We start from the raw sequence: 17,166 nt of genomic DNA on the forward strand, positions 1-17,166 counted from the left end.
TTACCACCCCCCGGTTAACGAAATCTCCGCCAACATCCGATGTTCCGGATGCTCCCGAACATAGGCCTTCAGCTCTTCGCTGATCGGAATCGGACGGATCTCCCAGTCCGTATCGCCGGGAATCAGGCATTCCGCTTCGACATAGGCTTTCAGCATCACCTGACGCATCTTTTGTTTGGTTTCAGGTGTGAAATTCCGGATCTTCGGGCTTTGTTCTTCCTTTCTTTCAAAAAAATCAACGATATCCGAGCGGGTCACCCTTCTCTGGCCCTGCTCATGGAGATAAACGACAACCTCATAGGCAAACTCCCGTAAAAACCGATAGCACTTCAGGTAGGCATACAGGAGAATCGCGTTTACATCTGCGCTGGTCCCCTTTTGAACGAACTCGCGCAAACGTTTGTCCCATTGATCGACCCGCTTGAAAACCTTACGCAGAAGGACGACGTTGGCCTGGTGGCTTTTTTGCCGAAAGAGGTTTTCCCGGAGCGCTTTTTCTCTGATCTGCTTTTGGGTCAGACCTTGATCGAGCAATAAGAGAACCTGTTTTATTTCATACCGGTAAAGGTGTTCGGATCCTGATATAAATCCTGCGGAATAGTCCTGGCTCATCCCTCTCACATCCACACTTTAAGTTCTAAGCGTTATTTTCCCACATCTTGAGCCTTTAGAGAAGAGAATCACCTGGACATTTCCGCTTTTTGCTGTTCCGCCCACTTTTTCCAGACCGTCCGCCAGGCGTAAAAATCATTCACCCGTTCCCGATCGTCCGTGAAACGCTCCACCTTGGTCGGTTCTTCTTCCTCATCCTCAAAGAGAGGGATCGTTTCGGTATCCTCGATCACCCTTTCCTCCATCACTTGCGGAAGGGTATCGGGATCCCGGTAGTCCGTTTGCAGCCATTCGGCAAAGGAGGCTCTCGGACGCGGCGGTTCATGGGGATCCCGCTGTTCCAACAGGGGGGACAAGTTCCCGCGGTAAAAGAGGATCAATTCATGGTGGGCCCGGGTGATGGACATATACAGCATCTTGGCATGGTGGGTGTGATCCTGAAAGGTTTTATCGCTGACGTCCTCGATGATGACCGCATCAAACTCCAGGCCTTTGACCAAATAGGACGGGATAATCACCACCCGTTTTTGGAGATGATGATGGGCGGCGGTGACCAATTCCAGATCCGCGATCCCCCTTCGGGTGAACTGATGGTACAGATCCGTCGCCGCTTCGGTGTCTTTGGTCAAGATGGCGATCGTTTGATGACCGGAATCCAGGAGGTTGTAAAGCGTTTGTTCGATTCGGTCGCACAGGTCACCGAAATGTTCCACCTTTTCCACCTGCGGCTCTTTCCCCGATCGGTTGACCGGAATCACCAAGGGATAGGGGTAGCTGTTGTTGATCAGCACCCGGTTGGCCAGATCCATGATTTCTTTGGTGGAGCGGTAGCTGGTCTGGATGTCGATCCGCTTTACATCGTGTTGGTCCTGGATGTAGGATTGAAACTCGTCCCAGCTGTCCAGACCGTAAAATGAAAAGATCCCTTGTGCCACATCGCCGAGAATCGTCATCGATTTGGCATAATCCTTCATGATGGCCAGCTGAAAGGGGCTGTAGTCCTGGGCTTCGTCGATGACGATGTGCTCATACTCCAATGTCTTTCCGTTCATTTTGGCATCCAGATAAATGAGAGGGGCGATGTCTTCATAGGAAAATTGTCGTTGTTTGATTTTTTGGCCGTTCTTCAGCAGCAACCCGAGGAGTTTTTCATCCATGTCCGGTGCAAACCGGTTGAATACACGCTTTTGGAAAACGTTTTTATACATGCGGACCGCCGTGATTTCTTCCATCTTCCGCACATACTCTTCCATGGCTTTATTGACCTGTTTGCTGAATTGTTTTAAACGCAAGGTTTTCGCCCGTTCCAGCGCCTCGTAAACATTTTTGCGCTCTTCTCCCTCGGGAAGCGTCATTACCCATTTCTCATAGGCTTCGTCAAATTCTTTTTCCACCCGCGCCTTGTATGCTTTTCCTTCTTTTTTGCTCCAGTTTAAGATGAATTGTTTCACGTCCCGGAGACGGACGTTCAGCGGAAGATGAAGCCTGGATTCATAGAACTGATCGATTTCCTCCTTGGTCAGGGTGTGGTGTTCGGACAAATGGATATCTTTGTAGGGAAGCAATGTCCGTCCCACTTCCGCAACCAAATCATCCAACAGCTTTTTAAACTGCAACGAGCCTTTATATTTGGAAACCCGAATCCGGTCTTCTTTTTTCTCATCGGCATAGATGTCCACATAATTCTCGTGAAGATCGGAGATCTCCCTCACATCCGTAAAATAGGTGGAGGCCCAATCATAGAAGGTCCGTTGTTCGATGCCGTCAATATCCAACTCGGGAACCAGCTTATGGATATAGGAAAGAAACATTTCATTGGGGGCCAGAACAAGCACTTTCTCCGGCTGCAGACGTTCCTGATACTGATACAGCAAATACGAGATGCGATGGAGAGCGATGCTGGATTTTCCGCTTCCGGCGGCTCCCTGGACGATAATGGTATGCTTCAGGGGAAGGCGAATGATCTCGTCCTGTTCCTGTTGGATGCTGGCGATAATCTCGCGGAGTTGCAGCTCGTCCCCCGTATGGCGAAGGATCTCCTCCAGGTAGGAATCCATCATTTTCACCTTTTCACCGGAGGGGGTCTCCACGATTTCGGTTTTTCCGATGTCGGAAACTTTGACGACCCGATCATTCTCAATGGAGATCGCCCGTTTACTCTCAATCTCCACTTTGCGGTTGGGATCGTTATTGATGTAAAAATCCGATTTAACCCCTTGATAGGCGTTGTACAGCTTTCCCAGATCCGTCCGCCAATCGACAACAATCAAGTCTCCATCTTGCTCGACCCCTCTTTTGCCGATGTAAATCGTCTCTTTCCCGAATTCGTCTTTGAAATCGAGCCGTCCGAAATACGGGCGGGGTCGAATGGTCTCCAGGGATTTCAATGCCTGCCTATTCTGCTTCAGAAGTTGTTCTTCAACGGCATCCTGAGCCCCTTTTTTGCATACAGCCGACTTTTCACGGATTTGATCTTCGATCACTGAAAGAGTCCTATCCAAATATTCCTGTTCTTGTTGAATCATTTCTTCCATACCGTTCCCCTCCCAAAAAACGAAGCACTGTCCTGTCAATCCGTCACGACAGACTCGACAAACTGAATGTTCCGCAAGAACTCCAGGGTTTCGTCAATCACCATCTGTCCGGAGATGTGAAGTAGATCTTGGAGATGTTCCGGCAGATAGATGGAGTATTTTGTCCGCATCCGTTCCGGGTGAATCATGCGAATTAATTCCGTTTCCACCCACCGGGTATGAAGGACTTTCCACACGACATCCGAAAAGTGATCCTCCAACCCGGCCACTTTGATGCTATCCAGCGCACTTACCCTTACCGAGTAGCCTAATGAGCGAAGCATCCAAGTGAATGTATTGGCTATTTTGGTCCCTGCAAAGAGATAAATCATGGCTTCATTTTTTGTTCGTTCAATCAGACGGTGATCCGGGGTTAAACGGTGACTGTGATACGTTCTTCTCATTTCACTCAATGTGTGTACCGCTGCTTCATTCAGGTAAGGATAAACGGTGTCGGAACACAGAACCTCCGCCATCTTTTCCGCCACCCGCCGGTGTGTCAGGATGCTGCCTCCAAAATAGTTCGGTGCTTTTCCATTGACGGCGGGAATGACATAGACCTTCAGTTTCTCCTCGTCCACTGATTCAATCGTCCAGAGCTTTCCTCCCAGAATCAAATTGGCGCCTTCCGTCACTTGGGGTGTCACGCCGACGGAACCCACCCGTTTATGTCGGTGAAACACATCATATTCCCGATTAACCATAAACACGGCGTAAAAATCCCACCGACGTAAAAGCCGTTCACCCTCCAAACCCACGATCAGCTCACCCGATCCCTGAATCTCTTCGAGATACTCTTTTTCCAGCATATGATCAATCAATTGTTGGAAGTGGTCAGGTCGAACTTGATCAAACACCGCCAAACGCTGAATGACATTTACCAATTCAGAGCGTGTCAGTCCGTTCCGTTCGGCACAGATGGAGAGCAATTGATGAAACAGCACATCATAAGGGATCGCATATGGATTGGGAGGTTCCACCCATTCCTCAAGGAACAGTTCGGTCACCGCGATGGCTTGCAGCAAACTGTACTTGTGAGTGGTGTACATCTGAAGAATCTGCGGCATCCCCTCCCGTCTTCCCGTTCGTCCGATTCGTTGTTTCAGAGAAGAGACGGAGAATGTGGTGTCCAATTGCACCACCAGGTCCATATGACCGATATCAATGCCAAGCTCCAATGTGCTCGTACAGATCACCGACCGGGGAGTGTCCCTTTGTTTCAATAATTGCTCCGTAAATTCCCGATCCGTTTTATCGATGGAAGAGTGATGAACCAGATAGGCTCCCGGATCGTTTTCTTTTTCGGCCATCCGGTTGAGGATGACGGAAGAGGATTCCACGAGGCTGCGATTGTTACAAAAGATCATGGTCGAGTGATTTCGGCTTAAATCCCGGAGATCCTTATAAATCTCCAATGGAACCTTGTCTGTTCCAGAATCAGCTTGGAACAGGAAATAACGGATTTCCTTATCTTCTGATCCCGTCTCCAATAACTGAACCCGGTCCGGTCGGTCCGCGTCGATCCAGCGACGAAGGGTTCCGTCATCGTTCAGCGTTGCGGATAACGCGATAATACGCGGGGGTTTATGGGAATAGTGAGCAATTCGCCCCAAAAGAGAACGCAACTGAACACCGCGCTCGGCCCCCATAAAAGCATGCACTTCATCAATGACAATAAAAGAGCAAGAGTTCCATAGGGAATGTAACAAAGAGGACCGGTTGATAAAAAGGCTTTCAAGAGATTCGGGAGTGATCTGAAGGATGCCTTTCGGTGCCTTGCGAAATTTCCGTTTTTTGGACTCGGTCACGTCTCCGTGCCATTTGTGCACTTCGATCCCGACGTATTCACACAATCGCTCGATCCGCTCGAACTGATCATTGATGAGCGCTTTCAGCGGGGAGATATACAGAACCTGCAGTGTTTCCTTGGCTTCGGGATTCACCCGGCTGAGTATCGGCAAAAAGGCTGCCTCTGTCTTTCCCGAGGCCGTTCCTGCGGCCAATATGACCGGATCCTCCGTTTCAACAATGGCCGGAATGGCGAGCTGTTGAATGGGGGTGAACGTTTTCCACCCCATATCCCATATTGCTTTTTGGATCTCGGGTGACAACAGGGAAAAACAAGATCGACTCATGGCATCTCCCCCTTATTGACGGGTTCGCTGGAACCGATCCAACACAAGGTTCAACTCTTCCTTGGGATCGTTCTTTTCCACCACTTCAAATATGGTTTGTTTATCCATATTGGGATTCTGTCGCAAGATATTTAAGGCGGAAATAAAGTCACGAATCAAATAACGGGGTGTGATGTGTTGTTCCGCTCCCGGCCGTGCATACTGCTGATCCATAAACGTCCGAATATCATCATCTGTCACAGTAGGCTCGTATCCATGATGAAACCCGTGAATGGAGCGGATCTTGATTAAAAGCGCATAAATCTCTTCTTTCTGCAAAGGAGCCAACTTAATCACCGGCTGGGACAAGTCACGAAACTCAGTCGTCTCAAAACGGTTGGTCGCCAGCCGGGTTTTTAAGGCGGAGTAACTGAATAACCCCCGGCGCTCGTCTTCCAGGAACTCCTTTGTTCCCGCAAACGTGATGTACATATGTTCCGCCTTGCCCTGGTAGGCATCATTGAAGAACTTAAGAATCGTTTCATAGTTTTTATCCCGGGATACCGAGTGTGTGTTCTTATACAGGTTGATCGCCTCATCAAAATTGACCACCAGCCCGGCGTACCCCACTTGATGGATGAACGCGGCAATCACCTTCAAATACTCATACCAGTTCAGGTCATCGATAATGTCGCGGATCCCCAAATCCTTTCGTGCTTCGGATTTTGTCGAATATTCCCCACGCAGCCACCGAAGAGCATTGGACATACGCTCCTGGTTGTCTTCCACATATCCCCGGTAATAAGCGCGGATGACCTTCGCAAAATCAAATCCTCCGACCAATTCTTCCATTTCATACAGAGTCTCTCCGATCTTCCGTTGAACGTCCCGGACAAAGTTTTGGTCGTCAAAGCGGACATCCTCGTATCCTTCTTCTTCTTGGACTTGAAAATGGATCTGATCGATCCATTTCTCCAAGATCACAGGCAAAGCATTTCCTTCCGGTCTCGTTTTGGTGGAAAGCTTATTCATCAGCTCGGTATAGGTGGACAACGCTTTCCCCTCGGAACCGTAAAGTCTTCTCTCCGCGGTCAGATCAACATCTGCAACGACAAATCTTTCAACAAAAGCAAGATTTCGAATCATGGATAATATAAAACTTTTACCACTCCCAAACTCCCCGATGAAGACCTTAACCATCGCGGATCCTTGCTTGACATGTTTCAGTTCTTCCATAATCTGTTCCCGTTCTTTCTCCCGTCCCACCACAATATGATCGAGACCGATTCGTGGAACCACACCACTGGTAAGGGATTGGAGAATGGCATTGGAGTGTTTTTTCAACAAGCGCATACTGTTTCCCCCTGCTTTTTATTTCATCTGTGTCAACTCGTCGGCCCACTCTTCCGACAAGATATACGCCCGGTTTGATTCCTCAAGGAATACATCGCCCAGACTTTCCACTGCTTTTTCATTGATCCCATCAACAAACTTGGTCAGCATAAGCCCCTTCTCACGTGCAAAACTCAAACATTGGTCCAGTGGTACCTCGGATTGGGTAATAAAAAGCTTGACAAACTCACGTTCATCTGTATGCAATTCAGCAAAGAAAACTTCCATTTCATGATTTGAGGGAATCGGGGGATTGGAAGGAAGGGGGTTCTGATCTTCCATCACAGGTGCATGATTTGGTGTTTCTTCCGTTTGAACCTGCGGTTGTTTATGTTCCTCCCCGGACTTTTGTACAGGAGGTTTTATCTTGTTTCGCTTTTTCTCTTGAGCTTCCACATAACCCAGTACTCCTTCAAACTCCTCCCCCAGCACATATTTGTGGTCCATTTCCTCAATCAAGATATCCCCCAAAAGCTCGAAGCTCTTTTCATTGATACTGTCAATAAGCAAATGAAGCATACACCCTTGGGATCGGGCAAATTCAAGACAATCCTGTTGGGAAAGGGGCTCGTTCTCAAACAACAGGATCAATTCCCTTTCAATGGAATACAGGGATTTTGCAAAGTCGGTAAATAGATTTGCTGAAAGCATATCCAACTCTACGTTCTTCGACTTAAGAGTCCATATCGCTTTCTCTTTTTCCGCCCCTGACTTCTCATCCGCGGCTTCGGAGATCGGGAGGGTTCCTTCTTTTATTTGCGGCGGACTTTGGTTTATGGGTAAGTTGTTATCTTCCCTGGATTGAGAATGATCAGGCTTTAATGGTTCGTCTTCATACTCCGGTTTCGGCGGGATGGGTTCGGGATCTGGAGATTCTACGGGTTTGGCGTTTTTCAAGCGAAGCGGAACAAACCGCTGAAGTTGCTTTAAACCATCAGGAAGATTTTGATCCTTCATAGGGATCCGCCTTTCAGCGTAATCACGGAATAGATCCTTCATATCCCGGATCAGTGAATCCAGCAATTCCTTCAGGAAAATCATCAAACTACGAAAACGTTTGAAAACATCGTTTTGATTTTGTGAAATCAAGTACTGCCTTGCGTTAATATGATCTACTCGTTTCTTTAAAAATGCCATTTCCACCCAGGAAACGACTATAGGGATCCCCGTTTCAGAAAACAACAAGTAAACGACTCCCCAACCGAAACGCCGTAAATAAAAATGATGAGCACCAAAAGTCCCCAGAAAAAAAGCCAATAATAATGCCGTTGAGTATTTTTTATGTTTTGAGGTGACTCCGTCTTTTTGGGAACCCGATTCCACACAGCTCCACCTCAAATCCATTTTATAAGGGGTTATTCATGTTATTCGTAATTCATCAAACGGACTACAGGGTTTCGATTTTTACAACAAGCTATCATTATGTAATTACTCGGTTTTCCTGTCGGCGGTTTAAAATCCCATAAACATCAGGCATTTTACCATTCCTATATACGTTATTCGCAGGGGCTCCGCATTTTATGTCATTTTTGACGTTAAAGGTTTCTGATCTATTTCTCCCATGGGCCTAACTTCACAATTTCCCGGGAAAAGACACAGATTGTTTATCCACCATCTGTCAGACGATTCACTTCAATCCAGTGTATAAGTATGACTTTCCAGATAACTGCCTGATGAAACAGGACCGGAAGCACAGCTGAATGTAATAAAGGCCCGGAACCAAAAGCGCTCCGGGACCTGGCATCCCCGTAAGAGTATGGGAGAAACGGTTTACTGATCCGGAAGGCGAGGGGCTGAACACCCCAAGGCCGTTCCCCAGAGGGTGGTCGCTTGTGCTGGACAGTTAAAGGCGCATGGATATGAAATGGTTCTTCAAGCACAACATTCCAATCACCACTGATAAAACAATGCACATGACTGTTCCTGAAGAGAGCCTACCCCTTCCGGTAGGAAAAACTATTTTTCTGCCGGTACTTCTTCCCCCACCGGCCACAGTTCACTGGGGACCCCGTGAGAGGTGACATAGAGCTGATCCCGGGCCCGGGTCCCCGCCACATAGAGGAGGGATCGTTCCTGCTTTTCCACCTCCATCCTCTCTTGTTCATCCGAACAGCTCTCCAGGCGGGAGGCGGGCGGAAGGATGTCCCGGTTGACGCCGGCCAGGAAGACGGCGCGGAACTCCAGACCTTTGCTACGGTGCATGGTGCCGCAGGAAATGCCCTCGTCGGCTTTTTGGTAACGGGAGGTCATGGTGACGGTGGGGATCTCCGCTTCCTCCAATGCGGCTTTGATGGTTTCCACCATTTTGTTCTTCCGAACGAGAACGGCGATCTCCCCGGTATGGACCCCCTGTTCGGTCAGCTTCCGGATTTTCTCCACCAGAAACGTCCTCTCTTCTTCTTCCGTCCCGAAGTGGTGTCGTTCCGGCGGGTTGCCGCTCAGAAGCGAGATATCCTTTCCTTCATCCTTGCCTCCGTCCAGATCGTCCCAGTCGTGTCCCTGAAGGGCCTGCATGGCTTCGGTGCGGATCTCCTCGGTGGTGCGGTAATTGATCCGAAGGCGTTTGGATCGTTGTCCCCGGATGTCGATGCCACACTGACTGAGGGTGACATAGCGGGAGTAGATCCGCTGGTGGGCGTCCCCGCACAGGAGGAGGTCGTTGTCCCGCTTGGGAACGAGAGCCCGTATGAGCTTCAGTCCCTCCGGATGAAAGTCCTGTACTTCGTCCGCCACCGCCGACCGGTAAACTTCCTCTCCAGGATGCGCTTCCACCCACTTTCGGGCCAGGCGGAGAATATCGGTGAACTCATACCACCCGAGGTCCCGCACTTGGGTGCGGTAGTGCTGAACCGCCGTCCACATGCGTTCCCGGTCGGTGTAGGTCATCGGGCTTCCCCGGCCGGTCCGGGAAAGATCGCGGTATTCCGGCCAGCTCTCCACGCCGTGGTACTGGATCACCTGCTCATACTCCTGCAGGACGAAGGACAGCTTCTCTTCCGGCCACCCCGCTTCGGCCAAAGCCTCTTCCCAGATGGACTCAAACTGCCCTTTATCGAACACAACCGCTTCGATTTCGGCGACTTGCCGACGATCGACGATCTCCCTCGCCAGCCGGTCGATGGAGATCACATCGATACGTCCCATCTCGCTTGGGGTGCACATCGTCCCCAGGGTCTGCCGGATGGCTTCGGCCAGATTGACATTGAACGTGGTGAACAACAACCGTTCCCCGGGTTGCAGGACCTCCCGCACCAGACGGCGGGCACGATGCATGGCGACGACGGTTTTCCCCGTACCCGCTCCCCCCAGGACGCGAACGGGTCCACGGTAGTTCCCCTCCACGATGGACCGCTGGCTGGGATGGAGGAACGTCCGCCATTTCTCCATGGGCTGGTCCAGAATTTCGTTCAACTGCTCATCCGACGTGACCACCACGATGCGGCGACCGGAAGCGGGACTGGTAATGGCCCGTTCGAATGCTTCCGCATCGTCCGCAACTTCCTCCCGTTGCTCTTCCGCCCGCCATTCCTGGATAAACTGGTACACGTGTTCGTAAGGTTCATCCTCGGCCAGAAACTTCAGAGCTTCCAAGGCCTCCTCCGGCAGCTCTTCCTTACGGGAATCCAGCTGTTGCGGGGTTTGAATGCTTTTGATGATCGGGATGAGTTCTTTCGGTACCCCGATATCCAACAGCTGCCGGTCCGTATACCGGGTAAAGATTCCATAATTCGGTCTATCGTTGGAGTGGGAAGAGTCGGACGCCGTCTCCTTTTCTTCCACCAGGGACCACATATGCAGCGTATGGGTGTGGGGATTGACGGTGAAACGCTTCTTCTTCGCCCAGCGGTACGCTTCATCATGATGGTCCACCCAGAGGAGTAGCATCGTTTTCCCTTTGTCCGGCCAGAGTCCGATCGTCCGATAGGACTGACTGGCCCGGATGGAGTAAACCCGGGGGTCAGCGGCTTCTTGGTAGCGCTCGACGTTGAGACTGGAGACCCGGGAGTCGGTCCGGAGTTTTCGGATCATGTCCCGCGTTCGTTTTTGCTCCGGACTGGGGGAGCTTGGAGAAGGACTCCAAAAAAGTGTCGTGCATCGCCACTTGCAACAATCGACGAACCTCCTTTTTAAAATGATGGATGGCTCAAAATATTTTATTTAGGGATCCGACTGCCGTTTTCCTGTCCATCCGTTAAAAAACCATAAAAAATCGGCATTTTTCCATTCCCAAATAAATGATTCGCAAGCACTTTCCTATTTTTTGTCCGTTTTGATGTATCCCTAATAGCGTTGTGAAAAAGTGAGCGGCAGCATTTACCCAAACCGCTCCGTGCTGTCCTGCAAAGTCGCTATTTTGGGTAAACTCTTCCCCTTTTCTCGAAACAAACATTCAATCAAAACGCTTCTAAAGGCCTGGAATCGAGTAGGAGGGGGTCCTGGCCTCGCTTGGTTCGTCTCCCCAAGGTGAAAGCGACTTTCTCCGCACATCTGTACCCATATTTTCAGTAGATGGGGACATGCTAATAAACATCGCAGTTAACTACATATAAAAAGAGGGAACAGCGTGCGCCATCAACAGAAAAAACAGCAAGAGTTGAAGCGTGGTCTGTCGGAACGCCATCGGGGTCGGTCTTTTCCTCGGTTCGGCAATTGCAGCCGAACGCGGGAAACTGTCCTTCTGATGCTCGTGGATGGTTTGTTCATCCGGGTAAGCTTTTACCGCATGATTTTTCCACTGAACAAAATATTCCTTTGGATACGTGTAAAGTGTGTGGGGATCCCAACGCTGAATATGTAGAAAATAGTTATCGTCCTTGCCTCACAGTATTTACACCCCTTTGCAGAATATTAAGTGTTCTATTTCAATTGTAGTGGGAAATAATATTGTTTTTAAGTTGTAACTATTCTTCGAACTCTTAATTCGAAAGGTAGGATATAATTTCAAACCTTTGGTAACGATGCATGATGGCCATGATTGAAAATCTTACCCTTCCTGCGAACATCGATGGTGTTTTCCAGCGAGGGAGGGGCCAGTTTTTCACGGAGCGCCTTCATCTGCTGATGTGAAGCGAAGGGAAAAACCGGCCCCGACCGCCACCGTAACGGTCTCTATGAAAACAAAGTTACCGGATGAGGCAATAGTGTCCCATCAACGAACGTAAATCGGAAAATGTCGAAGGAAAATATCACCTCATAATCGAACGGATTTATGAGGTGATCGGGATGATTTACAATTTCCCATCTGCCGGTATAAAGGCTTCTAGTCCTACGAATTAAGGATTATCCGGTTCGAAGGAAGTTCTCGGTGGTCGTTCACCAATTCCGTTTGGGGGGGTATGTTTGACCCCCGTATATTTAATAAGATTAATGCACCTTCCCTAGTATTTCAGACCATACTTTAAGAGCTGTCCCCGTAATGAGTAGCGCAAGGGCATATTGCAACATCTTGACTCGAACCTGTTGACCGACAATGGCCCCCAGGGGGGCCCCGAGAAGGTTGGAAATGATGAGTAACAACGCCGGCCCATAGAGGACGTGACCGCCCAACATTTTCCCGGCGGTCCCTCCGATCGAACCGAGAAAGACAATGACCAGGGAATTGGCGATAGCGAACCGGATCGGAATATGGAGAATCCCAAGCATGATGGGGACGAGGATAAATCCGCCGCTGGATCCCACGATTCCGGCGATTACACCAACCACCAGGGCCGCCACGATGGCATATACCCGGTTATAGGGAATTTCAGAGGTATTCAAGGAGTTCAATCGGCCTTCCCGCGTTTTTGGGTCCGGCAAAAACATGAGCACGATGGCTATCACAGCCACCAATCCGAAAAGTACATTGATCGTCAAGTTGGTTAAAAACTGCGAACCATATCCTCCAATCAAACTGCCAATGGCCATGCTGATCCCCATATCCATGACTAATCGCCCACTGATCAAATGACTCTTTCGGTACGCCCACACTCCTCCAATGGTTGCGAAAAACACTTGTACCATCGCAAGAGACGAGACATCGTGGGCATCGTAATAGGCGGCTCCGAAAAAAGCCGGAATGTAGAGCAACATTGGATAGGTTATAACCGAACCCCCGATTCCCAACATTCCTGAGAAAAACGAACCGACCAAACCGATCAGGATTAAAATCATCACTAATTCAAAGCTCATTCAGGTCTTCTCCTTTCTTATGAAGGAAAGACAGAGGAAGGAGGATAAGGGGGCCCTTTAACCAAAATCTAACTTCGGACAAATTCACCAACCCGGATTTGACTATAATTCGCGGCTTTTTTAGACCGGAAGAACAATAAATATGGTTCGCTGGGGTCATCGCCGCTGGGCCATCGAGCGTACTTTCAGGATGCCAAGGAGCTCTGCGGGATGGACGAATACCAAGGACGGCACTGGCAGGGTCTGCACCGGCACTTGGCCGTGGTCAACCTGGCCTATACCTGGCTGTTACATCTGCGGAAAGAGGGTGATGTCTTGGAGGATGACGATCCATCCGGCCAGGATGGGAAGGGGCTGGCTTCATTTCCGGGCCCCTCCTTACGAGCGACTTGGCGATGGTGGCTGGATTGGGTCCAACGATGGGTCATTCTCTTTTTTGGCTTATCAGCCGACACGATTCGACGAGTTCTTACACCTAACCTGTATAGCTTATAGCAGTACTAGTACTGCTTTGAGAAATGGAAGGAATGGCCATCAGGTTTGTTGAAATTTGCCATGAGGTGAATGATGATGGCATCCAACCGGATACCCAAAGCCGTTCGGTCAACCGGTGCCGGAGTTGGAAGATTTTCTTCGTCCCTATCATGAGTTGTTTATCCGAAAGGAACCGCGGCAAACACTCGAACGATATGTGACCGGGCTTCTTAGTGACCTCCCTCGCAAAAACGGTGAGACCATCGGGGCATGGCTGGAAGGAGTCAACTACCACCGCATCTATTCGTTCCTGGTCACCAGCCGGTGGGATGAACGCACATTGGAATCCATCTGAATCCGGCAACAGGTGCAGCAAACCCGTCGTTTATCCGCCGAATAACCCAAGAAAAAACCCTGAATCAAATTCAGAGCTTAGTGAGTTCTTCGTGACGAACTCAACCATCCATAACACAACGAAAGCCAATATTCCCCGTCGAACTTTCGGGTGTATTCGAGGTCCGTGCCGCTACTCTGTAACGGTTGCAATAGGATTTGTGACACAAATAAGATCCGCCGCGCATCACCCGCGCTGTTCCTTTTTCCGGCCCCTGCGGATTTTCGCGCCCGCCTCTCTCGTGAATGCTCCTGCTGAACCAATCGGAACACCACTCCCATACGTTTCCTACCATATTATAAAGTCCGTAGCCGTTCGGCGGAAAAGATACGGCAGGCGCGGTGCCGACATAACCATCTTCTTTTGTATTTTTTCCCGGGAATTTCCCCTGCCAAATATTACAGTAATGCTCGCCGTTAGGCATTAATTCATTTCCCCACGGATAGGTGTTTTGCTTAAGTCCCCCGCGGGCTGCAAATTCCCATTCCGCTTCGGTAGGTAGCCGCTTCCCTGCCCACTTGGAATAAGCAAGCGCATCATTCCATGACACGTGGACAACAGGATGATCCATACGTTGATCAATATTCGAGTCAGGTCCTTCCGGTTGATACCAGTTGGCTCCTTCCACAACACACCACCAAGGTGTCCCTTGAACCATCTGCTTGACCTGTTTTGCTGTCTGTTTTGATAAAAAATAATAAAACACAAAGGACCAACCAAACTGCTCCGCTTCTGTTTTGTAGCCGGTATCTTTCACAAAATCTGCGAATTGGGCATTTGTAACCGCATGAGAATCAATATAAAACGGATCAATTTTAACCTCACGTACCGGTCCTTCTCCGTCAGCCGGAAATCCCGACTTTTCATTTGTACCCATCAAAAATTCACCGCCGGGAAGATACACCATTTTTTCCTTTGAAGGTTCCCTGAAGGTATCTACTGCTTTGATGTATGACGTTTCAGCCGGGTGATGGTGTTCAGATCCTGGTCGACTTGCCGCACAACAACTCGGTTTTCCTTCTTGCTTCACCTTGAATTCCCCCTTCAAACCAACGATGTATTTAATTAAAATTAAATAATATTTTTAAATCCTACCGCTATAAATACAAAAGAAAGTATTGGAACAGTGGCAAATCCGCCCAAAATTTTGCGGCTGCCTTTTACCCACTGGTTTTCCGCAAAAGAAACCGGATCTTTGCCTGCCTGAATAAGCACGGAGTCTGTTATTGGTTTTGCCGCGTTGAATTGGAAATCGGATAAACTGTATGCCCACATCAAGAAAACCAAGCGACATAAAGGGGGCTTCACAGCTTGGTTAAACCGAATTGAATGCCATTTCGGGTCCCTTCAAAAGTTCGTTTTCAAGGAAGCAATTATTCGTCTCATAATGAATTGGCTAAGGCCATTTAAGCATATATCCGTTGGCGAAACAAAAACAAACATCACGAAGCTATCTTAAAAGAACAAAAAAAGATCAAGGTTGACCTGAAGGGGCACTAATTCGGGAGCCCAAAATTGTTTACACCCCCAGGAGTTTTAATTCTTTTTATAAACAAAGATTTCATCATTCCTATTAACGAAGTCTACCGATGACCAGACTTTGAATCCTTCCCTCGATGAGATAGGATAACAGTTTACTTTCCATTGGAAGCTTTGAGCACATAAGGATCACCGATATAATGGATATTCAACAGGTTTTTGTAATAAGTGACGTTCATACCCATCTTATCTAACTTCTTTCTATGATTCTTTTTATTGTTCTACCATGGGGAGATTCTTGAGGGTAGAGGATCTACTGTTTCCGCCATTCGTTTGCAAAGCCTTTCCAACATTTGAAATCTTACAGACTGATATTCCGGATCATCCCACAAGTTCTGTGTCTCATTTGGGTCCTTCTCAAGGTCATATAGTTCGCCGTCTCCTTGCATATGATACATCGTTAATTTGTATCGTTCCGTCCGAATCATTCCGGCATACCCAACTTGTCCGTCTTTGTCTGGGAAGTCGTAACTTTCGCAATAAACATCTTGACGGTGCTGTTCTGCCTCTCCAATAAGAACCGGCCATATTGATTTCCCTTGCATTCCCGGATAATCAGGAACACCAGCTGCTTCCAAAAGTGTTGGGGCCAGGTCCACAAGTTCCACAAGAGCCGATGAACGACTGCCCTTTGTTATGGTCCCTGGAAAAGAAACAATAAGCGGTACATGAACGCATGGCTCGTAAAAATGCGGCCCTTTTAGATAGATGCCATGATCTCCAAGAAGTTCACCGTGATCAGACATAAAGATCACGATGGTGTCTTCCAATTGGTCAGTACGTTCTAAAGCTTCTATCATCTTCCCGACCTGTTCGTCGATCAAATCAATCATAGCCCAATAAGCAGCACGAACATACCGGTGATCTGTCTCGGTCATATTACAAAATGGGTAGAGGTTTGTATTCCCGTACGCCCCTTCATGGTCTCTTCTTTGAAAACTTGTTTTGCATTCCAACTCTCCTTCCTTATAATTGGGGAGCGGTATTTCATCAAACCGATCCAAATAACGCTGCAAATGAGACTTCGGAGGATCAAATGGATGATGAGGAGCGAAAATGTTCACAGAAAAAAGCCACGGTTTCTCGAAATTCTGATTTGCTTCAATGAATTCAATGGCTTTTTCCGCACACCAAGTGGCCTGATGATCCTCCGCATCAGGTCCGTACTCTATATATTTGCAACCTTCAACAGGTTCCGGAGAAAATGTTTTACCTTTATTCCGGAGCCATTGAATGTATTCATTGGTCGGCCAATCTCCGGCCGGGTGATGTGACCAATAGAACTGTGAGTATCCATCGTTGATGCGGCGCTCCGTAGCACTACATACTTTTGGATGGCAGGCAGAAATATGAAGTTTTCCGGAAAGACCGCAAGTATAGCCGCCTTCCGCTAATAGCCGCGTTACCAATACTTCTTCCTCCGGTATATTTTGCCCATTTTTCCGGCAACGGGTCGTCCGGGGATATCTCCCTGTCAAAAAACTTGCCCGGCTCGGTGCACAAACAGTGGACTGGCAAAACGCATTTTCAAACAGCACCCCATTTTCAGCTAAGCGGTCGATGTTCGGTGTTTTGACATATTGATTTCCATATACACCCAGAGTGTCAAATCTTTGTTGATCGGTACAAATCCACAGTATATTTGGTTGTTTCATGGCTTTTCCCTCCTTGATTTTCGCCCTTCTTTTAACCGGGGAAAAATCCTGCAAAAAATCTATAAGGGAGGATAATTATGCTGTTCCCTTATGGATTCATCACCCACAAGTTATTACTTTTTCATTTCATTTTTATATTGTGCATCATTTCAGGCCTGTTGATTAGCCAAAATTTCGGATAAACAAAAAGAGCACTCTCCTGTATAATGGGAAAACCCACCACAGTTTACCCACAAGAGAGGTGC

The 17,166-nt window shown here is 48.5% G+C and carries 11 protein-coding genes; 2 read left to right on the forward strand and 9 right to left on the reverse strand.

Annotated features, from left to right (window positions below; genetic code table 11):
* The 7 genes from C8P63_RS16390 to C8P63_RS16425 form a co-directional block, all read right to left on the reverse strand.
* Positions 1 to 612 (reverse strand): DUF1819 family protein, encoded by a 612-nt coding sequence (locus C8P63_RS16390; protein ID WP_108025907.1) that lies wholly within the window; start codon positions 610 to 612, stop codon positions 1 to 3.
* Between the two features lie 68 nt (positions 613 to 680).
* On the reverse strand, positions 681 to 3,146 hold the full coding sequence (helD, locus tag C8P63_RS16395) for an RNA polymerase recycling motor HelD (protein WP_108025909.1): 2,466 nt from the start codon (positions 3,144 to 3,146) through the stop codon (positions 681 to 683).
* Positions 3,147 to 3,181: 35 nt separating this feature from the next.
* Complete coding sequence (locus C8P63_RS16400) at positions 3,182 to 5,320, reverse strand: DEAD/DEAH box helicase (RefSeq protein ID WP_108025911.1); 2,139 nt, start codon at positions 5,318 to 5,320, stop codon at positions 3,182 to 3,184.
* 12 nt (positions 5,321 to 5,332) lie between these two features.
* Positions 5,333 to 6,652, reverse strand: a complete 1,320-nt coding sequence (locus C8P63_RS16405; protein ID WP_108025913.1) for an ATP-binding protein — start codon at positions 6,650 to 6,652, stop codon at positions 5,333 to 5,335.
* 18 nt (positions 6,653 to 6,670) lie between these two features.
* Positions 6,671 to 8,014 carry a tellurite resistance TerB C-terminal domain-containing protein gene (locus tag C8P63_RS16410; protein ID WP_245920976.1) on the reverse strand — a complete coding sequence of 448 codons (1,344 nt, stop codon included), beginning with the start codon at positions 8,012 to 8,014 and terminating at the stop codon, positions 6,671 to 6,673.
* A gap of 633 nt (positions 8,015 to 8,647) precedes the next feature.
* Positions 8,648 to 10,720, reverse strand: a complete 2,073-nt coding sequence (locus C8P63_RS16415; RefSeq protein WP_108025917.1) for a 3'-5' exonuclease — start codon at positions 10,718 to 10,720, stop codon at positions 8,648 to 8,650.
* Positions 10,721 to 12,055: 1,335 nt separating this feature from the next.
* Positions 12,056 to 12,859: a sulfite exporter TauE/SafE family protein gene (locus tag C8P63_RS16425; protein ID WP_108025920.1), complete on the reverse strand. Its 804-nt coding sequence runs from the start codon at positions 12,857 to 12,859 to the stop codon at positions 12,056 to 12,058.
* Between the two features lie 210 nt (positions 12,860 to 13,069).
* Here C8P63_RS16425 and C8P63_RS16430 point away from each other — a divergent pair, with 210 nt between their 5' ends.
* Both C8P63_RS16430 and C8P63_RS16435 read left to right on the forward strand, forming a co-directional pair.
* Positions 13,070 to 13,354, forward strand: coding sequence for a hypothetical protein (locus C8P63_RS16430; RefSeq protein WP_108025922.1), 285 nt, complete (start codon positions 13,070 to 13,072; stop codon positions 13,352 to 13,354).
* Between the two features lie 124 nt (positions 13,355 to 13,478).
* The gene (locus C8P63_RS16435) at positions 13,479 to 13,688 is read left to right on the forward strand and encodes a transposase (protein WP_170109722.1); all 210 of its coding nucleotides are present in this window, start codon (positions 13,479 to 13,481) and stop codon (positions 13,686 to 13,688) included.
* 100 nt (positions 13,689 to 13,788) lie between these two features.
* On the opposite strand, the gene C8P63_RS16440 is transcribed toward C8P63_RS16435, so the two are convergent.
* A complete protein-coding gene (locus C8P63_RS16440; RefSeq protein ID WP_483869525.1) occupies positions 13,789 to 14,676 on the reverse strand; it encodes a formylglycine-generating enzyme family protein in 888 nt (295 codons plus the stop codon).
* A gap of 811 nt (positions 14,677 to 15,487) precedes the next feature.
* Positions 15,488 to 16,921 carry a sulfatase family protein gene (locus C8P63_RS16445; protein WP_108025926.1) on the reverse strand — a complete coding sequence of 478 codons (1,434 nt, stop codon included), beginning with the start codon at positions 16,919 to 16,921 and terminating at the stop codon, positions 15,488 to 15,490.
* Positions 16,922 to 17,166: the final 245 nt, after the last annotated feature.

The sequence above is a fragment of the Melghirimyces profundicolus genome (genome assembly GCF_003054245.1).
GTDB classification, from domain to species: domain Bacteria; phylum Bacillota; class Bacilli; order Thermoactinomycetales; family DSM-45169; genus Melghirimyces; species Melghirimyces profundicolus.

Excerpts from the sequence above, each read along its gene's own strand:
- C8P63_RS16390 (WP_108025907.1), bottom strand. The coding sequence starts at position 612 with ATGAGCCAGGACTATTCCGCAGGATTTATATCAGGATCCGAACACCTT.
- helD (WP_108025909.1), bottom strand. The coding sequence starts at position 3,146 with ATGGAAGAAATGATTCAACAAGAACAGGAATATTTGGATAGGACTCTT.
- C8P63_RS16400 (WP_108025911.1), bottom strand. The coding sequence starts at position 5,320 with ATGAGTCGATCTTGTTTTTCCCTGTTGTCACCCGAGATCCAAAAAGCA.
- C8P63_RS16405 (WP_108025913.1), bottom strand. The coding sequence starts at position 6,652 with ATGCGCTTGTTGAAAAAACACTCCAATGCCATTCTCCAATCCCTTACC.
- C8P63_RS16415 (WP_108025917.1), bottom strand. The coding sequence starts at position 10,720 with ATGATCCGAAAACTCCGGACCGACTCCCGGGTCTCCAGTCTCAACGTC.
- C8P63_RS16425 (WP_108025920.1), bottom strand. The coding sequence starts at position 12,859 with ATGAGCTTTGAATTAGTGATGATTTTAATCCTGATCGGTTTGGTCGGT.
- C8P63_RS16430 (WP_108025922.1), top strand. The coding sequence starts at position 13,070 with ATGGACGAATACCAAGGACGGCACTGGCAGGGTCTGCACCGGCACTTG.
- C8P63_RS16445 (WP_108025926.1), bottom strand. The coding sequence starts at position 16,921 with ATGAAACAACCAAATATACTGTGGATTTGTACCGATCAACAAAGATTT.